The organism is Sphingopyxis sp. (assembly GCF_051861155.1).
Lineage (GTDB): Bacteria > Pseudomonadota > Alphaproteobacteria > Sphingomonadales > Sphingomonadaceae > Sphingopyxis.
In genome coordinates this window covers 214,024-231,661 of record NZ_JBHYDE010000003.1, presented here as the reverse complement: position 1 = coordinate 231,661, position 17,638 = coordinate 214,024, and the positions used below count along the sequence as shown (strand labels likewise).

Here is a 17,638-nt window from a genome sequence, read left to right as displayed (position 1 = left end):
ACGGGCGATGTCGAAATCATCAGGCATTGTGGCGCCGCGGTCGGAGGCCGAGGCCTTTTTCAAGGCGAACCCCGACGTCGATTCGATCGAGATGATCTATACCGACATGGGCGGCGTGCCGCGCGGCAAGCGGCTGCGCCAGCACGAAGTGATGGCGGTTTACGAAAGCGGGCGCATGTTCCCCGGATCAATCACCGTCGTCGACATCACCGGGCAGGATACCGTCGAAACCGGGCTGGTGTGGGAGGATGGCGACGCCGACCGGTCGATGAAGCCGATCCCCGGCACCCTTGTCCGCACCCCGTGGGGCGGCGACCATGCGGCGCAGTTCCTCGTCGATTTCTACGAGCTCGACGGCACCCCGCACGACCTCGATCCGCGCCATGTGCTGGGCGGCGTGATCGACCGCTTTGTCGCCGACGGGCTGACCCCGGTGCTCGCGGTCGAGCTGGAATTCTATCTCGTCGATCCGCGCCGCGCCCGCGACGGCACCGTGCGCCCCGCCCGCCCCGGCTACAGCCGCGACACGCCGCGCAATGTCGAGGTCTATGGCCTGCGCGAGCTCGACGATTTCCGGCCCTTCTTCGACGCGCTTTATGCGGCGACCGACGCGCAGGGCATTCCGCTCGAAAGCGCGATTTCCGAATTTGCCCCCGGTCAGTTCGAGCTGACGCTGCGCCACAAACCCGACGCCCTGCGCGCCTGCGACGATGCCATCATGTACAAGCGATTGGTCAAGGCGGTCGCGCAGCAGCACGGCCTGGAAGCCACCTTCATGGCCAAGCCGTTCGCCGAGCAGGCGGGCAGCGGCATGCACATCCATGTCTCGGTTAACGATGGGTCGGGCACCAACATCTTCGCGAGCGACGACCCCGAAGGCACTCCCGCCTTGCGCCACGCGATCGGCGGCATGATCGCCACCGTCGGCGATGCCTTCGCGCTCTTTGCCCCGCACGCCAACAGCTATCGCCGCTTCAAGGCGAACAGCTACGCACCGGTCGCGCCGACCTGGGGGGTCAACAACCGCACCGTGTCGTTTCGCATCCCCGCCGGCCCACCGCCAAGCCGCCATGTCGAGCATCGTGCTTGCGGCGCCGACGCCAACCCCTATCTCGCGGTCGCCGCGGTGCTCACGGGTATGCATCATGGCGTGGCAAACAAGACCGACCCCGGCGCCGCGGTCGTCGGCAACGGCTACGACCGCGACAACAGCGGCGACGACAAGCCGCCGTCGAACTGGTTCGCCGCGGTCGATCGCTTCCATGGCTCGGCGCTGATGCGCGATTATCTGGGGACACGCTTCGTCGATATGTTCAGCATCGTCAAACGTGTCGAGCAGGACCGCTATTTCGGCGTCGTCCCGACGCTCGATTACGATTGGTACCTGCGCAACGCATGAATATTTCAAAGATTCCTGTTGCGGTGCAAAATAACCTCTTTTCAAGCCGCGCTTATTGAGTCAGCTTGACGCCACAAACAGGGAGGCCGTCATGGATCTGAACGAACTGATCAAGCAAACCCGCGGGCGCCGGTCGCTGCTGCAGGCGATGGGGGTCGCGGCAATCGGGATCAGCTTCGGCGGCCTCGCGGCGTGCAGCAAGGGCGAAGGCAAAAAACTCGCCAATGGCGAAGAGGGCAAGCTCAACTTCTACAACTGGGACACCTATATCGGCGAAACGACGCTCGACGATTTCAAGGAAACCTCGGGCGTCGAGGTTAAGATGGATCTGTTCGACAGCAACGACGTGCTGTTCGCGAAATTCAAGGCCGGCAACCCCGGTTACGACGTCATCGTGCCCTCGAACGACTTTGTCGAACGCATGGCACAGGCGGGAATGCTGCAGGCGCTCGACCATGCCCAAATCCCGAACATGAAAAATGTCGATCCGACCTTCATCGACGTCGAATATGACAAGGGCCGCAAGTTTTCGATGCCCTACACCTGGCTCGCGCTCGGCATCGGTTATCGCAAGTCAAAGGTGAAGGCGAAGCCCGACAGCTGGAAGGTGCTGTTCGACAGCCCAGAATATGCGGGCCGCATCGCGCTGTTGTCGGAGGCGGGCGACATGTTCCGTCTTTACGGCAAATATCTCGGCAAATCGGTCAACGCGCTGACCCCCGCCGACATCGCGACCATCGAAGCGCTGATGATCAAGCAAAAGCCCAATGTGAAGAATTTCCACGTCGACGACGGGCAGGATCTGCTGCTCAAGGGCGACGTCGACCTGGTGCTCGAATATAATGGCGACATCGCGCAAGCGATGACCGAGGACGACGACATCGATTTCGTCGTGCCCAAGGAGGGCAGCCAGCTCAATTCGGATAACCTCTGCATCCCGAAAGGCGCGCCGCATCCGAAGAATGCGCACGCCTTCATCAACTATCTGCTCGACGGCGAGGTTGGCAAGAAGATCACCGAGACGATCCTCTACCCGACCCCCAATGCCGCGGCCAAGGCGCTGATGCCCGACAGTTACAAGAACAACCCGGTCATCTATCCGCCCGCCGACGTGCTGGCGAAATGCGAATATGCCAAGTTCAACCCGACCTTGCAGCCGCTGTACGAAGAAGCCTTCACGCGGGTGCGGGCGGCGTAATCACGGAAGGCTTGGGGGGGTGGCCGAACAGGATTGGAAGACGAGCAAAAGGACTTTCGCGGCGGTGTCGCTGCCGACGCTGTTCTGGGTGGTCGCCTTCTTCCTCGTGCCGATGGCCATCGTCTGGCTCTACAGCTTTGGTGAGAACCGCGGCCTGACCGAAATCGAATTTTCGGGTACGCTCGAAAACTACAAGCGCGCCACTGAGTGGCTCTACCTCTCCATCTTCGGCAAGAGCTTCGCGGTCGCCGCGCTTGTGACGCTGATCTGCCTGATCGTCGGTTTTCCGGTCGCGATGGCAATCACCTTTGCCAGCGAGAAATGGCGGCCGTGGCTGCTGCTCGGTATCATGCTGCCCTTCTGGACCAACCTCCTCATCCGCACCTATGCGCTGATGATGCTGCTCGGCACGCAGGGCTTTGCGAACAAGGGCATGGGCGCGCTGTGGGAAGGGACGAGCTGGATCAAGACGCTCGTCGGGCTGCAGCCGCTCCCGACGTGGGAGCCGGTGCAGCTGCTGTTCAACAATTTCGCGGTCGTCTTCGGGCTCGTTTATGTCCACCTGCCCTTCATGGTGCTGCCACTCTACGCCGCGCTCGACCGGCTCGACCGCAGCCTGATCGAGGCGAGCCTGGATCTTGGCGCCGGGCATTTCCGTACCATCATGCGCATCGTCGTGCCGCTGGCGGCGCCCGGCATCATCGCCGGGGTGATGATCACCCTGATCCCCGCGCTCGGCGCCTACCTCACCCCCGATCTGATGGGCGGCACCGACAGCCAGATGATCGCCAACGTCATCGAACGCCAGTTCAAGAAAGCCAATGACTGGCCGTTCGGCGCCGCGCTGTCGTTCCTCCTCATCTATGCGATGTTCATCCTGATTGCGCTGCAATCGATGCGCAAAAAAGTGCCGGAGGTCCGCTGATGGCGCTCTTCGCGCGCACGCCCGTCGCCCCGCTCGAATATAGCCGCACCTTGTGGATGCGGCTGTGGGTCGGCGCGGTGATGGTCTTCCTCTACGCGCCGCTGGTCGTGCTGATGATTTTCAGCTTCAACGACAGCAAGCGCAACGTCGTGTGGCGCGGCTTCACCACCAAATATTATGAAAAAGCGCTGGGCAACGACCAGTTGGTCGAGGCGCTGATCAACTCGCTGACCATCGCGGCGCTGGCGACGCTGGCCAGCCTGGTGCTCGGCACCCTCGCCGCGGTGATGCTGTGGCGCTTTCGCTTTCCGTGGAAGGGCGCGATCGACGGCACGATCTCGCTGCCGATTATCGTCCCCGAAATCTGCCTCGGCGTCGCCTTCCTGATGTTTTTTGCCGCGGTCGGTTGGCCGACCGACCTCGTCTGGCCGTTCAACCTTGGCGCGATCACCATCGCGCACATCACCTTCTGCTTCCCCTTCGTCACCATGGTCGTCCGCTCGCGGCTCGCGACCTTCAACCGCGAGCAGGAGGAAGCGGCCAAGGATCTCGGCGCCAGCGAGGGTCAGGTGTTCCGCGACGTGCTGATCCCGCACATCAAGCCCGCATTGGTCGCGGGCGCGCTCCTGTCGTTCACGCTCAGCCTCGACGATTTCGTCATCACCTATTTCACCAGCGGCCCCGACACGATCACCTTTCCGGTGAAGGTCTATTCGATGGTCCGCTTCTCGGTGACGCCCGAGGTCAATGCGGCGTCGACCCTGCTCATCATCCTGACCGTCGTCCTGACCTTCATCGCGCTCAAGGCCCAGGGCGTAAAAGCCATTGCGGAGACGCATTGATGGACCACCCCCTGTTTCCGTTCGTGTCGAGCGAAGTCGAGACACCCCGAAGGCGGGCACTGCCGATGGGCATCTCGACTTCGCTCGATGCGAACGGTGTTGTTAGGTTGAACCTTTGACAATGACCGAAGCGCCCAAACCGATCATCCAGATCCAGAATGTCTCGAAACGCTTTGGCAAGGTGACCGCGGTCGACAATGTCAGCCTCGACATCAACGCCGGCGAATTTTTCGTGCTGCTTGGTCCGTCGGGCTGCGGCAAGACCACCCTGCTCCGAATGATCGCCGGGTTCGAACTGCCGACCGAGGGCAAGATCCTGATCGACGGGCAGGACATGGCGGGCATCCCGCCGAACAAGCGCCCGGTCAACATGGTGTTCCAAAGCTATGCGGTGTTCCCGCACATGAGCGTCGCCGACAATGTCGCTTACGGCCTGAAAATCGCCGGGGTGAAAGGCGGCGAGATCAAGGACCGCGTGGCTGAGGCGCTCGACCTGGTCAAGCTCGGCGGCTTTGGCGAACGCATGCCCGATCAGATGTCGGGCGGCCAGCGCCAGCGCGTCGCGCTCGCGCGCAGTCTGGTGATGCGGCCGAAAGTGCTCCTCCTAGATGAGCCGCTCTCGGCGCTCGATGCGAAACTCCGCGCGCAAATGCAGTTCGAGCTGTCCGAATTGCAGGAAAAGGTCGGCATCACCTTCGTCACCGTCACCCACGACCAGGACGAGGCGCTGTCGATGGCGTGCCGCATTGGGGTGATCAACAAGGGCGAGGTGGCGCAGCTCGCGACCCCGTCGGACCTCTACGAATATCCCGCCAACCGCTTCGTCGCCGACTTCGTCGGCTCGGTGAACATTTTCGAAGGCAAGCTGACGCTCGACGAACCCGACAAGGCGGCGGTCGAATGCCCCGGCCTTGGCAAAGTCTATCTGAACCATGGCGTCACCGGCCCGCACGGCGCCGACGTGTGGATCGCGCTGCGCCCCGAGAAAATCTATCTTCACGTTCCGGGCGAAGGCAAGGCGGTGAAGGCAGCGGCGCAGGATGCCCCCGACGGCTATAATTTCGCGCGCGGCAAGATCAAAGGGATGAGCTACCTCGGCGACATCACCTTGTTCGAGATCGAACTGGAAGCGGGCGCGCGCATCCGCGTGTCACGCCCCAACCTGTCGCGCCATGACCAAGAGGATTTCACCTGGGACGACAAGGTCAGCATGCACTGGCGCGCCGATAGTCCGGTGGTTTTGCTGGGGTAATTTAGCCCCTCCCCTTCAGGGGAGGGGTTGGGGTGGGGTTCGCGGCGCAGCGCAAGGCCGCTGACCCCCACCCGCTGCGACTAGGGAACAAGTTCCCAAGTCTCGCTGCCCTCCCCTCAAGGAGAGGGCGAAATCAGTGGGCCTTCTTCCCCGGGACCAGATGCAGCGCCGCAACAATCACCCCGCCCAGCACCAGCCCGAACACCCCAGCCCCGCCAGCGTTGATCAGCCATTCCCACAAGCCCGCGGCAGGCAGATTTCCCGCCACCGCATGAGCAAAATCGTGCAGGCTGTGGCCCAGATTGCCGATATGATATTCGTCGAGCCCGTGCAGCACGATCTGCCCCCCGACCCACAGCATCGCCGCGGTCCCGATCAGCGCCAGCGCGGCGAGCAATTTGGGCATGAACGACACCAGCCCGCGCCCGATCGCCTTGCGCGCGCTATTGCCTTCCTTCGCCATGTGCAGCCCGATATCGTCCATTTTGACGATCAGCCCGACCGCGCCATACACCGCGATCGTGATTGCGATCGCCACCACGATCAGCGTCGCGGCGCGCATTGCGAACGGCTCGGTCAGCACTTCATTGAGGGCGATCACCATGATTTCGGCCGACAGGATGAAATCGGTGCGGATCGCACCCTTCACCATCACCTCTTCATGGTTGGGATCGACAACCTCGGCGGCGTCCTCAGCCAGGCTGTGTTTTTCGGCGGCAAAGCTGTGCCAGACCTTCTCGGCACCCTCGAAGCACAGATAGGCGCCGCCGACCATCAGCAGCGGCGTGATCGCCCATTGCGCCACCGCCGACAGCAGCAGCAAGACAGGCAGGATCAGCACCAGCTTGTTGAACATCGACCCCTTGGCGATGCGCCAGATGATCGGCAGTTCGCGACTGGGCTGAAAACCCGTGACGTAGCGCGGCGTCACCGCGGCGTCGTCGACCACCACCCCCGCGGCCTTCACCCCCGCTTTCGACGCGGCGGCGCCAATATCGTCGATGCTCGCCGCCGCCACCTTGGCGATCGTGGCGACGTCGTCGAGCAGGGCAAAAAGGCCGGAGGGCATAGGGTGTTGGTCTTTCCTGTTCAGAGCGCCCGGAGCTTGGGCAGCACCTCATCGAGCGATTTGCGGATGATGGCAACCATCTCGTCGATCTGCCCCTCCGAAATCACCAGCGGCGGGCACATCACCAGGCTGTCGCGAATGCCGCGGACCATCAGCCCGTTCGCGATGCACGCGTCACGCGCCATCGGCCCCGCGGTGCCCTCGGCCCCGCCAAAGCGCCCCCGGGTTGCCTTGTCGGCAACGATCTCGACCGCGCCAAGCAGCCCGATCGAGCGCGCTTCGCCGACCAGCGGATGGTCGTTCAGGCTCGCCAGCGCCTTCGCCAGATGCGGGCCGGTGACGCTGCCGGTGCGCTCGACCAGCCCCTCACGCTCAATGATCTCGATATTCTTGAGCGCGACCGCCGCCGCGACCGGGTGGCCTGAATAGGTAAAACCATGGACAAAATCGCCGCCGGTCTTGAGCACCTCGACAACATGCGCCGCAACCGCGGTTGCCGAGATCGGAAGGTAGCCCGACGACAGCCCCTTCGCCATCGGCATCAGGTCGGGCGCGAATCCCATCGTCTCATGCCCCCACATCTTGCCGGTGCGCCCGAATCCGCAGATCACCTCGTCGGCGACGACCAGCAGGCCATATTTGCGCGCGACCGCCTCGACCTTGGGCCAATAGCCCTTGGGCGGGATGATCACGCCGCCCGCACCCTGCACCGGCTCGCCGATGAACGCGGCGCAATTTTCGGGGCCGACCTCCAGGATCTTGTTCTCGATCGCCTGCACACAGGCGTCGCAGAATCCCTCCTCGGTCATCCCCTGCCCTTCGTTAAAGGCATAGGGTTGGCGGACATGTTCGACCCCGGCGATCGGCAGGTCACCCTGCGCGTGCATCGCCTTCATACCGCCCAGCGAAACCCCGGCGACGGTCGAGCCATGATAGGCATTCCAGCGGCTGATAAAGACGGTCCGGTTCGGTTCGCCCTTCAGCTTCCAATAATGGCGCACCATGCGGAACACCGTGTCATTCGCCTCGCTGCCCGACGCATTGAAAAAGACATGCGGCAGGCGATTGTTCGTCAGGCTCGCGATCTTTGCCGCCAGCGTCACCGTCGGCGGCGTCGCGGTCTTGAAGAAGGTGTTGTAAAAAGGCAGCTCGCGCATCTGCGCCGCCGCCGCCTCGACCAGCTCCTCGCGGCCATAGCCGACATTGACGCACCACAGGCCCGCCATCCCGTCGAGGATGCGATGGCCGTCGCCGTCATGAATGTAACAACCCTCGGCATGGGTGATGATGCGGCTGCCGCCGAGCTTTTCGATTTCGGCCCAATCGGCCTGCGCGGGAAGATGGTGCGCGACGTCGAGGCGCTTGAGTTCGGCGATGTCGTGATTGCGGGGCATGTTAGTCTTCCTGAAGTCCCCCTCCCGCTTGCGGGAGGGGTTAGGGGTGGGCACGCGCGCAGCGCGTCCAAGGGACGAGAGGATGGATGTTCGCCTGTGGCTCACCCCACCCCCAACCCCTCCCGCAAGCGGGAGGGGAGTCCTTGCTCAGGGCGAGAAACAGAGCCGCGCGAGATAGCGGTCATAACGGGTAACGCGCCGGTTCATAATTCGCCCCTTAGCGCGCGGCCCAGCAAGCGGAAATAGGTCTGGCTGTCATCGCTTTCGCCGGTCGCCCATTCGGGGTGCCATTGCACCGCGAGCAGCGGCGCGCCGTTCGGGCGCGCGCTATATGCTTCGACCAGCCCGTCGGGCGCCTGTGCCTCGATCGCCAGCCCGTCGGCGAGGTCGCCGACGCCTTGATAGTGCACCGAATTTACGTCGAGCGACGCGGCGCCATAAGCCGAGGCCAGCATCCCGCCCGCGACCAGATCGACCTGGTGACGATGGTCGAACATCGCGTCGAAATCGGCGCCGTCGGGGGCGTGGTGGTGCAGCAGCTCCGCGCTCGCAGAGGTATCGCGGCGCAACGTGCCCCCCAGCGCAACATTGATCTCCTGAAAGCCACGGCAGATACCGAACAGCGGCCGCTGCGCCGCGATCACCGCTTCGACCAGTTCGAGCATCATGCGGTCGCGGTCGGGATCGAACGGGCCCTCGCCCGCCCCCGCGTCGCCATAACGCGCCGGTTCGACGTTCGATGGGGTTCCGGTCAGCAGCACCCCGTCGAGCCGCCCGACCACCTCGTCGGCGCGCATGAATTCGGGCAGCGACGGGATGATCAGCGCCGCGCAATCGGCATATTGCATCGCCGCGGTCGCATAGCGGTTCATCACCGCCTGCGCCGTCTCGACCCCGACAATGCGGTTGCAGGCGATGATGCCAAGGACAGGGCGCGCGGACATGGTCCTTAGCTGCCGATTTTCGCGGCGGCGCGCCAGTGCTAATTTAGACGTATTGGCGCGCAAACGCCGCCGCGGCGCCGAACAGGCCGGGCTGCGGATGGGTGATCAGCTTCACCGGCAGCGCCGCCATGAACCCTTCGAACCGACCCTTTTCGATGAAGCGTTCGGGAAAGCCCGAACGCACCAGGCTGTCGCGGATGCGCAGGCCCAGCCCGCCGGCGATGACCACCCCGCTCGCCCCTTGCGCCAATGCCAGGTCGCCCGCGACGCTGCCCAGCGACAGGCAGAAGCGGTCGACCGCCGCGGCGGCAAGGCTGTCCTGCCCGCCGAGCGCCGCGGTCCAGATCGCCTTGTCGTCGAGCGGGGTCACCGCACGCCCTTCGAGCCCCGCCAGCGTTTCGTAAATATCGACGATCCCCGGGCCCGAAACGATCCGTTCGATCGACACCCGCCGGTGCCGCTTGCGCAATCGCGCCAGGATCGCATCCTCGATGCTGTCGAGCGGCGCGAAGTCGATATGCCCGCCCTCGGTCGCCTGAACGCGGTAGTCGGCGCCGTCGCGCCAGATATGCGCAACGCCCAGCCCGGTGCCGGGACCGATGACGCTGATCGTGCCGGTCTCCGGCAGCGGCTCGTCGGGGCCGGTCAGCCGCTCGAAAAAGCTGGCGTCGGCCTGCGCCACCGCATGGCCCACCGCTTCGAAATCATTGACCAGCACATGGCGATCGACGCCCAGCTTTTCGCCGATCAGCGCCGGACGGATGATCCACGGATTGTTGGTGAAGCGGATGATCTCGCCGCGCGTCGGCCCGGCGATCGCGATTGCGACGGCGCGCGGCAGGCCGCCCTGACGCTCGGCAAAATCCTCCCACGCGGTCTGAAAGCTTGCATGATCCTTGGTATGCAGCGTCGTCGCCTCGCCCAGCGACAGCACGCGGCCGCCCGCGATCTCGGCCATCGCAAAACGCGCATGGGTACCGCCGATGTCGACCGTGACGATGGTTTCGCTCATATCTCTCCCTCGCCGCTCGGTTGCGGCTTTGCCGTGCGGGAATGTCGCATGCCCCGCAGCGATGCAACAGGGCATAGCTATGCGCTCGGCAAAGGGCGGGATGTCCGGATTTGCGGAAATGGCGCACCCGGAACGATTCGAACGTCCGACCCCCAGATTCGTAGTCTGGTGCTCTATCCAGCTGAGCTACGGGTGCGTGGAGAGGCGCCTTTAAGGGGCACCGCGCGGGGGCGCAACCCCCTATTTCAGCTTTGTGACCGTCGCGCAGGATGATTGACGCCGCACCGCGTCCAGCCCGCCGATTTCCTTGGGGTCTTTGAGCAGCAGACGGATCAGCGCGATGCCGCGGTCGTGACCGGTGCGCACGACCTCGGCCCCCGCCGGCACCGCCTGCCCGTCGCGCGCGACGACGATTCGGAACGGTTTGCCGCCCGCCTCGACATCGTTGCGGACAAAAATCACGTCGGTCGCGGCGTCGAAGATGCTGAGCGAGGTGTAGCGCCCGGCCACCGGCCCCACGTCGATCGCCAGCGGCCCCGCCGCCAGGTCGTAGGGGCAGCTCGAATAGGCGAGATCAGGGCTGGGGCGCACGACCGGCTGGCGCGCCGGGGTCGCCAGATTGCCATAGGACATGATATTGACCCCGCCCTGCCCCAGCCGCTCCATCGCGACGTTCATCAGGCCATAGGGGATATAGGCAATCGCCGCCCATGCCGTCGCAGCGGCCAGGATCAGGCCAAGCGCGAACGGACCAAGCCAGTTTCGCATGTCAGCAGCCCTCCTGCACGATTTGCGGCAGCACCGCCTTGGCGGGATCGGCGCGGAACCCCGGCCCCGGATTATACATGCGCAAGGTCAGGTGAAAGCGCTGGCCCTTGATCCCCGGCAACCACGCCCCGGCGGCGGGCTTCGTCGGCGCGATGGTGACGCGCCATTCGCCCCTGGCATCGAGCGCGACATTGGCGCCATTGACCGACCAGATGTTCGCCGGATTGGCGACCAGATAGCCCGCTTCGTCATAGATGGTGACGCTCCACCATCGCGCATCGAGCGGCGCGCCCGACAGGCGGTAGCGGCAATTGCCGTCGAGCGGCGCGCCCGCAGCATCGGTCTTGGCCGACCAATAGACGGTTTCCTTGGCAGGCAACGCAAGCAGCCCCGACCGCGCGACCATCGCGCGGGTCAACGGATCGGTCGCCTTGGTCCCGTAACCCAACGAGGTCGTCCACGGCCCGTTGCGGATCGCGCCGTCGCCCAGTCCGCCGTTGGTCAGCGCCCAGGCGGCGCCAAGCCCGACAGCCAAGCCGCCCACCAGAGTGATCGCATAGCGGTGCCAGCTTTTCACGCGCCTGTCCCCTGCCCGTCGCCCCCGCGAAGGCGGGGGCCGCTGGCGGCGTTGTGCAAGGCCGATAGCAGCCCCCGCCTTCGCGGGGGCGACGATTATTTCGCCTTCAACGCCGCCTGTGCTGCCGCCAGCCGGGCAATCGGCACACGGTAGGGCGAGGCGCTGACATAGTCGAGGCCGGTTTTCTCGCAGAAATGGATGCTCGGCGCGTCGCCGCCATGCTCGCCGCAAATGCCCAGCTTGACGTCGGGGCGCGTCTTGCGGCCGCGATCGGCGGCGATCTCGATCAGCTGCCCGACGCCCTCGACATCCAGGCTGACGAATGGGTCGGTCAGGAAGATGCCCTTGTCGACATATTGGGTCAGGAAGCGGCCCGCGTCGTCGCGGCTGATGCCGATCGTCGTCTGCGTCAGGTCGTTGGTACCGAAGGAGAAAAACTCCGCTGTCTCGGCAATCTCGCCCGCCATCAGCGCGGCGCGCGGCAGTTCGATCATCGTGCCGACAAGGTACGCGATCTCGCGCCCCTTTTCGGCGAACACCGCCTTCGCCTGCGCGTCGACGACCGCCTTCATCAGGTCGAATTCGCGCCGCGTCGCCACCAGCGGAATCATCACCTCGGGGATCGGCGCCGCACCGGTGGCAGCGGCCACGTCGCACGCTGCCTCGAAAATCGCCCGCGCCTGCATCTCATAGATTTCGGGGTAGGTGACGCCGAGGCGGCACCCGCGATGACCCAGCATCGGGTTGAATTCGTGCAGCTCGTTGGCGCGCGCCTTCAGCGCTTCGATCCCCACGCCCGCCGCGGCGGCAACGTCGGCGAAATCCTCTTCGCGCGTCGGCAGGAATTCGTGGAGCGGCGGATCGAGCAGGCGGATGGTGACCGGCAGCCCCGCCATCACCTCAAAGATCGCGGCAAAATCGCCGCGCTGTTCGGGAAGCAATTTGGCCAGCGCCGCGCGGCGACCCGCTTCGCTGTCGGCCAGGATCATCTCGCGCACCGCGGTAATCCGCGCTGCGTCGAAAAACATATGCTCGGTGCGGCACAGCCCGATGCCCTCGGCGCCGAAATCGCGTGCCACTTGCGCATCCTGCGGGGTTTCGGCGTTGGCGCGCACCTTCATGCGGCGCACCTTGTCGGCCCACGCCATCAGCGTGCCGAAATCGCCGACCAGTTCGGGCAGCAGCGTCTTGACCTCGCCCGCCATCACTTCGCCGGTCGATCCGTCGAGAGTCAGGATGTCGCCCTCGCGCAGCTCGCGCCCGGCGACGCGCAGCACGCGGGCATGGCCGTCGATCGACAACCCGCCGGCGCCCGATACGCACGGCCGCCCCATGCCGCGCGCGACCACCGCCGCGTGGCTGGTCATCCCGCCGCGGGCGGTCAAAATGCCCCTGGCGGCGTGCATGCCGTGGATGTCTTCGGGCGATGTCTCGACGCGCACGAGGATCACCGCCTCGCCCATTTCGGCGGCCTTTTCGGCCGAATCGGCGGTGAACATGATCTTGCCCGACGCCGCGCCGGGGCTGGCGGGCAGCCCCTTGGTCAACACGTCGCGCGGTGCATCGGGGTCGAGCGTCGGGTGGAGCAGCTGGTCGAGCGCGCCCGGATCGACGCGGCCCACGGCTTCCTCTTCGGTGATCAGCCCTTCCGCCGCCATATCGACCGCGATCTTCAGCGCCGCCTTTGCAGTGCGCTTGCCCGACCGCGTTTGCAGCATCCACAGCGTGCCGCGCTCGACGGTGAATTCGATGTCCTGCATGTCGCGATAATGGGTTTCGAGCGTGTCGAAAACCTGGCCGAGCTCGACAAAGGTCGCGGGCATCGCCTCTTCCATCGACAGCGGCTTCGCCCCCGCCCGCTCGCGCGCCGCGGTGGTCAGATATTGCGGGGTGCGGATGCCGGCGACGACGTCCTCACCCTGCGCGTTGATCAGCCATTCGCCGTACCAGGCGCGCTCACCGGTCGCGGGGTCGCGCGTGAACGCCACCCCCGTCGCCGACGTGTCGCCCATGTTGCCGAACACCATCGCCTGGACATTGACCGCGGTGCCCCATTCGGCGGGGATCGAGTTCAGGCGGCGATAGACTTTCGCGCGGTCGCTTTCCCAGCTGGCGAATACCGCGCCGACCGCGCCCCACAGCTGGTCGTTCGGCTCCTGCGGGAACGGCGCGCCGGTCTCACGCTCGACGATCGCCTGATAGTCCTTGACCAGCGCCTGCCAGTCCGCCGCCGACATTTCGGTGTCGAGGTAGAAACCACGGTCCTCCTTGGCGATTTCCAGCGCCTCCTCAAACTCGGCATGGTCGAGCCCCATGACGACGTCGGCGTACATTTGGACAAATCGGCGATAGCTGTCCCACGCGAAGCGCGGGTCACCCGACGCTTCCGACAGGCCGACCACCGTACGGTCGTTGAGCCCCAGGTTGAGCACGGTGTCCATCATCCCCGGCATCGACACGCGCGCGCCCGAACGCACCGACACGAGCAGCGGGTCGGCGGCGTCGCCGAATTTTTTCCCCGTAATCCCTTCGATATGCGCGATCCCGCTCGCGACCTGTTCGATCAGCCCCGCGGGAAATTGTTCGCCGTTCGCATAATAAGCGGTGCAGACGTCGGTGGTGATCGTAAAGCCCGGCGGCACCGGCAGGCCGATCGAGGCCATTTCGGCAAGGTTCGACCCCTTGCCGCCCAGCAATTCCTTCGAACGCTCGGCCGTGGTGGCCGCGCCGCCGAACAAATGCACCATCTTCGTCATCATATGCTCCTGCTGCCCCGGGGAGGAGGTTGCGGCTGGATAGGTATGCAATCGCGGTTGGTCGATTCAGTTTTGCTTCGTTCGCTATAAGCTGCGGCGCATAGCGGGGCTGTCAGCCCTCGATCTTCGAAAAATCGGCCACGCCGTGCACCGCACCGGTAAATCGGGCGAGCAGGCCAAGGCGATAGGCGCGGACGTCCGCGTCGGGGTCGTTGACCATCACGCCGTCGAAAAACGCGTCAATCGGGGCGCGGAGCGAAGCGAGCGCGGCCATGGCGTCGGTGAAGCGTTCGTCGGCGACGGCGGCGGAAGCGGCGGGTTCGGCGGTGTCGAGCGCGGCGAGGAGGGCAGCGTCATGCGCCGTCATGCTCTCCGGCGGAAGCCGGAGCCCAGGGCGTGCATCCGCAGACGTCGGTTCTTGGCGGCCCTGGGCCCCGGCTTCCGCCTGCTTCAAAATATTAGCCGCACGCTTATACCCCGCGAGCAAATTCGCCCCGTCATCACTCGCCATAAAGGCCTGCAACGCCTTCACCCGCGCGAGCAGTCGCACCAGATCATCCTCACCACCAAGCGCAAACACCGCGTCGATCAGGTCGTGACGGACACCGGCCTCGCGTTGCTGGACCTTGAGGCGGTCCAGTAAGAACGCTGGCACTGTTTTGAAAGCCTGATCGCCACCGCTTGCAAGCGAGAGCATTTCGTTAATAGTACCCAGCAAATAATTCTCGTAGAGATCAAACAGCTTCGGCTCCGCAGTACGAAGTGAACTTACACGTTCTCCCAACTCGTCGTTAGGAGCAGTTGCAGGAAACTCGGGCCAAATAAGGTGCAGAAGTCGTTCGAACTCCTCATCCTTCCCAATTCGATTGATACCTGGACTTCTAGCAACCACACCGGCGACGAGTGCTATTGAGCGTTGGAGGTTGAGGCGAAGCGCTTGCTTTTGGAGCAAGGCCAGAATGCCCAAACCAGATCGACGCAGCGCATATGGATCTCTCGATCCAGTCGGTACTTCTCCCACAATGAAGAAGCTGACTAGCGTATCCAGCTTATCCGCCAATGCCACAGCCACCGTCACCGGCGCAGTCGGCACATCGTCACCCTGCCCGACCGGCTTGTAATGGTCGCGGATCGCATCGGCGACCGCATCGCCCAAACCTTCGGCGCGGGCGTAGTAGCCGCCCATCAGGCCTTGCAGTTCGGGGAATTCGCCGACCATTTCGGTGACGAGATCGGCCTTGCACAGGCGCGCAGTGAGTTCGGCCTGGTCGGCCAATTCCGTCGTGTTCCCCGGCGAAAGCCGGGGCCCAGGGCTGCCTTGCGCCCACGTTTGCTCGGTGCCGCTCTGGGCCGCGGCGTTCGCCGGGGAGCGGTCTGTGACGATGCCTTCTTCAACCAACCATCGCGCCAGCTTCGCGACGCGTTCGACCTTGTCGGCGACGGTACCGAGCTTTTCGTGGAAGGTAATACGATCCAGCTTCTTGGCGTGGTCTGCGAGGCTGGTCTTGCGATCCTGCTCCCAAAAGAAGCGCGCATCCGACAGCCGCGCCGCGAGCACCTTGCGGTTGCCCGCCACAATCTCTGCCCCGCCATCGACCGCGTCAATGTTCGCGGTGCAGACGAAGCCGTTCGCCAACTTGCCCGTCGCATCATTCACGACGAAATATTTCTGATTCACCCGCGCCGTCAGCTGAATGACCTCAGGCGGCACCTCCAGAAACGCTGCGTCGAAGCGCCCCAGCAGCGGCACCGGCCATTCGGTCAGCCCGGCATTCTCGATCACCAACCCCTCGTCCGCGACCAGCGTCAGCCCCGCATCGGCTGCAACTTTCGCCGCGCCGTCGCGGATGATGTTCTGCCGTTCTTCATGGTCGACGATGACATGGCACGCGCGCAGCTTTTCGGCATAGTCCGATGCCGAGCCGATGGTGATTTCGCCCGGACAGTGGAAGCGGTGGCCGCGGGTCGCGTAGCCCGACGCGACCCCGCCGATGTCGCACGGCACCAGCGCCTCGCCAAAGATCGCGACGATGCCGGACAGCGGGCGCACCCAGCGCAGGCTCTCGCTGCTCGCGCTGTCTTTGCCCCAGCGCATCGACTTGGGCCAGGCAAAGCCGCGGATGATCGCCGGGATCGCCTCGGCCAGCACGTCGGCGGTGGCGCGGCCGGGTTTGTCGATCACGGCGAAATAGACGCCATCGCGGTCTTCGAGCTGGTCCTGCGTCAGCCCGGTCTTGCGCAGGAAGCCTTCGAGCGCCTGCGGCGGCGCGCTGCTGCGCGGGCCTTTGAGTTCTTCGCTGACCGCCGCGGTCGCGTCGGGCAGGCCTTTGGCAATCAGTGCGAGGCGGCGCGGGGTCGACCAGATGGTGAGCTCGCCGACAGCGAGGCCCGCGGCGGCCATCTGTGCCCGGAACAGCTTGTCGAGCTCAGCGCGCGCACCGGCCTGCATCCGCGCCGGGATTTCCTCGCTGCGCAGTTCGAGAAGGAAGTCGGTCACAGCGTCCACCCCGGATATTTCGCGGTCCACGCGGCCGATTGGCTGTCGATCCACGCCTTGCAGCTGCCCTTGGCGAGGTCGCGGACGCGCGCCATGTAATTGGCGCGTTCCTGGACGCTGATCACGCCGCGCGCCTGGAGAAGGTTGAACAGGTGGCTGGCTTCGATCGCCTGGTCATAGGCCGCGAGCGGGACATTTGCGGCGATGGCGCGCTGGCACTCGGCCTCGGCCGCCTTGAAGCCCGCGAACAGGCTGTCGGTGTCGGCGACCTCGAAATTCCATTTCGAGAATTGGCGTTCGTTTTCCAGGAACACATCGCCATAACTGACCCCCGGCACGTCACCGACGGGGTCGGAAAAGCGCAGGTCGTACACATTGTCGACATTCTGGATATACATGGCCAGCCGTTCGAGGCCGTAGGTCAGCTCGCCCGCGACGGGCTTGCAGTCGAAGCCGCCCATCTGCTGAAAGTAAGTGAACTGGGTGACTTCCATCCCGTCGCACCACACTTCCCAGCCCAAACCCCACGCGCCCAACGTCGGGCTTTCCCAGTCATCCTCGACGAAGCGGATGTCGTGGAGCAGCGGGTCGATGCCGATCGCCGCCAGCGACCCCAGATACTGCTCCTGCAGGTCGGCGGGCGATGGCTTCAGGATCACCTGATACTGGTAATAATGCTGGAGCCGGTTCGGGTTCTCGCCATAGCGGCCATCCGTAGGCCGGCGGCTCGGCTGGACATAGGCGACGTTCCACGGCTCTGGACCAAGGCTGCGCAGCGTGGTCGCGGGGTGGAACGTCCCGGCGCCGACGCGCATGTCATAGGGTTGCAGGATCGCGCAGCCGCGGGCGCCCCAATAGGCGTGGAGGGTCAGGATCATGTCCTGAAAGCTTAAGGGTTTCGTCTCCGCCGCGTCCGCCACTGTCCGCTCTTTCGCACGTGCAACAAGTGTCGCCGCCCTTGGCGCAGCGGGGTCGCAGGGTCAAGGGCGCGTGGCGCGCGGATGT

Annotated in this window: 14 protein-coding genes and 1 tRNA gene; 5 read left to right on the top strand and 10 right to left on the bottom strand. The window is 64.7% G+C overall.

Annotation, left to right across the window (positions count from 1 at the left end; all coding sequences use genetic code 11):
• Nucleotides 1-7 precede the first annotated feature (7 nt).
• The 5 genes from ACTIFP_RS07105 (at nucleotide 8) to ACTIFP_RS07085 (ending at nucleotide 5,616) form a co-directional block, all read left to right on the top strand.
• Nucleotides 8-1,399 (top strand): glutamine synthetase family protein, encoded by a 1,392-nt coding sequence (locus tag ACTIFP_RS07105; RefSeq protein ID WP_439568015.1) that lies wholly within the window; start codon nucleotides 8-10, stop codon nucleotides 1,397-1,399.
• A 91-nt stretch (nucleotides 1,400-1,490) separates the two neighbouring features.
• A complete protein-coding gene (locus tag ACTIFP_RS07100) occupies nucleotides 1,491-2,597 on the top strand; it encodes an ABC transporter substrate-binding protein (RefSeq protein ID WP_439568014.1) in 1,107 nt (368 codons plus the stop codon).
• A gap of 19 nt (nucleotides 2,598-2,616) precedes the next feature.
• Nucleotides 2,617-3,522, top strand: a complete 906-nt coding sequence (locus tag ACTIFP_RS07095) for an ABC transporter permease (protein ID WP_439568013.1) — start codon at nucleotides 2,617-2,619, stop codon at nucleotides 3,520-3,522.
• Nucleotides 3,522-4,364 carry an ABC transporter permease gene (locus ACTIFP_RS07090; RefSeq protein ID WP_439568012.1) on the top strand — a complete coding sequence of 281 codons (843 nt, stop codon included), beginning with the start codon at nucleotides 3,522-3,524 and terminating at the stop codon, nucleotides 4,362-4,364. The genes ACTIFP_RS07095 and ACTIFP_RS07090 overlap by 1 nt, the downstream gene beginning before the upstream one ends.
• Before the next feature lie 121 nt (nucleotides 4,365-4,485).
• Nucleotides 4,486-5,616, top strand: a complete 1,131-nt coding sequence (locus ACTIFP_RS07085; RefSeq protein WP_439568011.1) for an ABC transporter ATP-binding protein — start codon at nucleotides 4,486-4,488, stop codon at nucleotides 5,614-5,616.
• Nucleotides 5,617-5,749: 133 nt separating this feature from the next.
• On the opposite strand, the gene ACTIFP_RS07080 is transcribed toward ACTIFP_RS07085, so the two are convergent.
• From ACTIFP_RS07080 to ACTIFP_RS07035, 10 genes are all read right to left on the bottom strand, one after another.
• Nucleotides 5,750-6,685 (bottom strand): DUF808 domain-containing protein, encoded by a 936-nt coding sequence (locus tag ACTIFP_RS07080; RefSeq protein WP_439568010.1) that lies wholly within the window; start codon nucleotides 6,683-6,685, stop codon nucleotides 5,750-5,752.
• Nucleotides 6,686-6,705: 20 nt separating this feature from the next.
• Nucleotides 6,706-8,079: an aspartate aminotransferase family protein gene (locus ACTIFP_RS07075; RefSeq protein WP_439568009.1), complete on the bottom strand. Its 1,374-nt coding sequence runs from the start codon at nucleotides 8,077-8,079 to the stop codon at nucleotides 6,706-6,708.
• A gap of 203 nt (nucleotides 8,080-8,282) precedes the next feature.
• Nucleotides 8,283-9,023 (bottom strand): gamma-glutamyl-gamma-aminobutyrate hydrolase family protein, encoded by a 741-nt coding sequence (locus ACTIFP_RS07070; RefSeq protein WP_439568008.1) that lies wholly within the window; start codon nucleotides 9,021-9,023, stop codon nucleotides 8,283-8,285.
• Nucleotides 9,024-9,066: 43 nt separating this feature from the next.
• Complete coding sequence (locus ACTIFP_RS07065) at nucleotides 9,067-10,110, bottom strand: glucokinase (RefSeq protein WP_439568007.1); 1,044 nt, start codon at nucleotides 10,108-10,110, stop codon at nucleotides 9,067-9,069.
• A gap of 44 nt (nucleotides 10,111-10,154) precedes the next feature.
• A tRNA-Arg gene (locus ACTIFP_RS07060) sits at nucleotides 10,155-10,231 on the bottom strand.
• Between the two features lie 44 nt (nucleotides 10,232-10,275).
• Nucleotides 10,276-10,803, bottom strand: coding sequence for a DUF1254 domain-containing protein (locus ACTIFP_RS07055; RefSeq protein ID WP_439568006.1), 528 nt, complete (start codon nucleotides 10,801-10,803; stop codon nucleotides 10,276-10,278).
• 1 nt (nucleotide 10,804) lies between these two features.
• Nucleotides 10,805-11,380 (bottom strand): DUF1214 domain-containing protein, encoded by a 576-nt coding sequence (locus tag ACTIFP_RS07050; protein ID WP_439568005.1) that lies wholly within the window; start codon nucleotides 11,378-11,380, stop codon nucleotides 10,805-10,807.
• A 95-nt stretch (nucleotides 11,381-11,475) separates the two neighbouring features.
• Complete coding sequence (ppdK, locus tag ACTIFP_RS07045) at nucleotides 11,476-14,136, bottom strand: pyruvate, phosphate dikinase (RefSeq protein WP_439568004.1); 2,661 nt, start codon at nucleotides 14,134-14,136, stop codon at nucleotides 11,476-11,478.
• A 112-nt stretch (nucleotides 14,137-14,248) separates the two neighbouring features.
• On the bottom strand, nucleotides 14,249-16,633 hold the full coding sequence (gene glyS / locus ACTIFP_RS07040; protein WP_439568230.1) for a glycine--tRNA ligase subunit beta: 2,385 nt from the start codon (nucleotides 16,631-16,633) through the stop codon (nucleotides 14,249-14,251).
• On the bottom strand, nucleotides 16,630-17,511 hold the full coding sequence (locus ACTIFP_RS07035; protein WP_439568229.1) for a glycine--tRNA ligase subunit alpha: 882 nt from the start codon (nucleotides 17,509-17,511) through the stop codon (nucleotides 16,630-16,632). The genes glyS and ACTIFP_RS07035 overlap by 4 nt, the downstream gene beginning before the upstream one ends.
• Nucleotides 17,512-17,638: the final 127 nt, after the last annotated feature.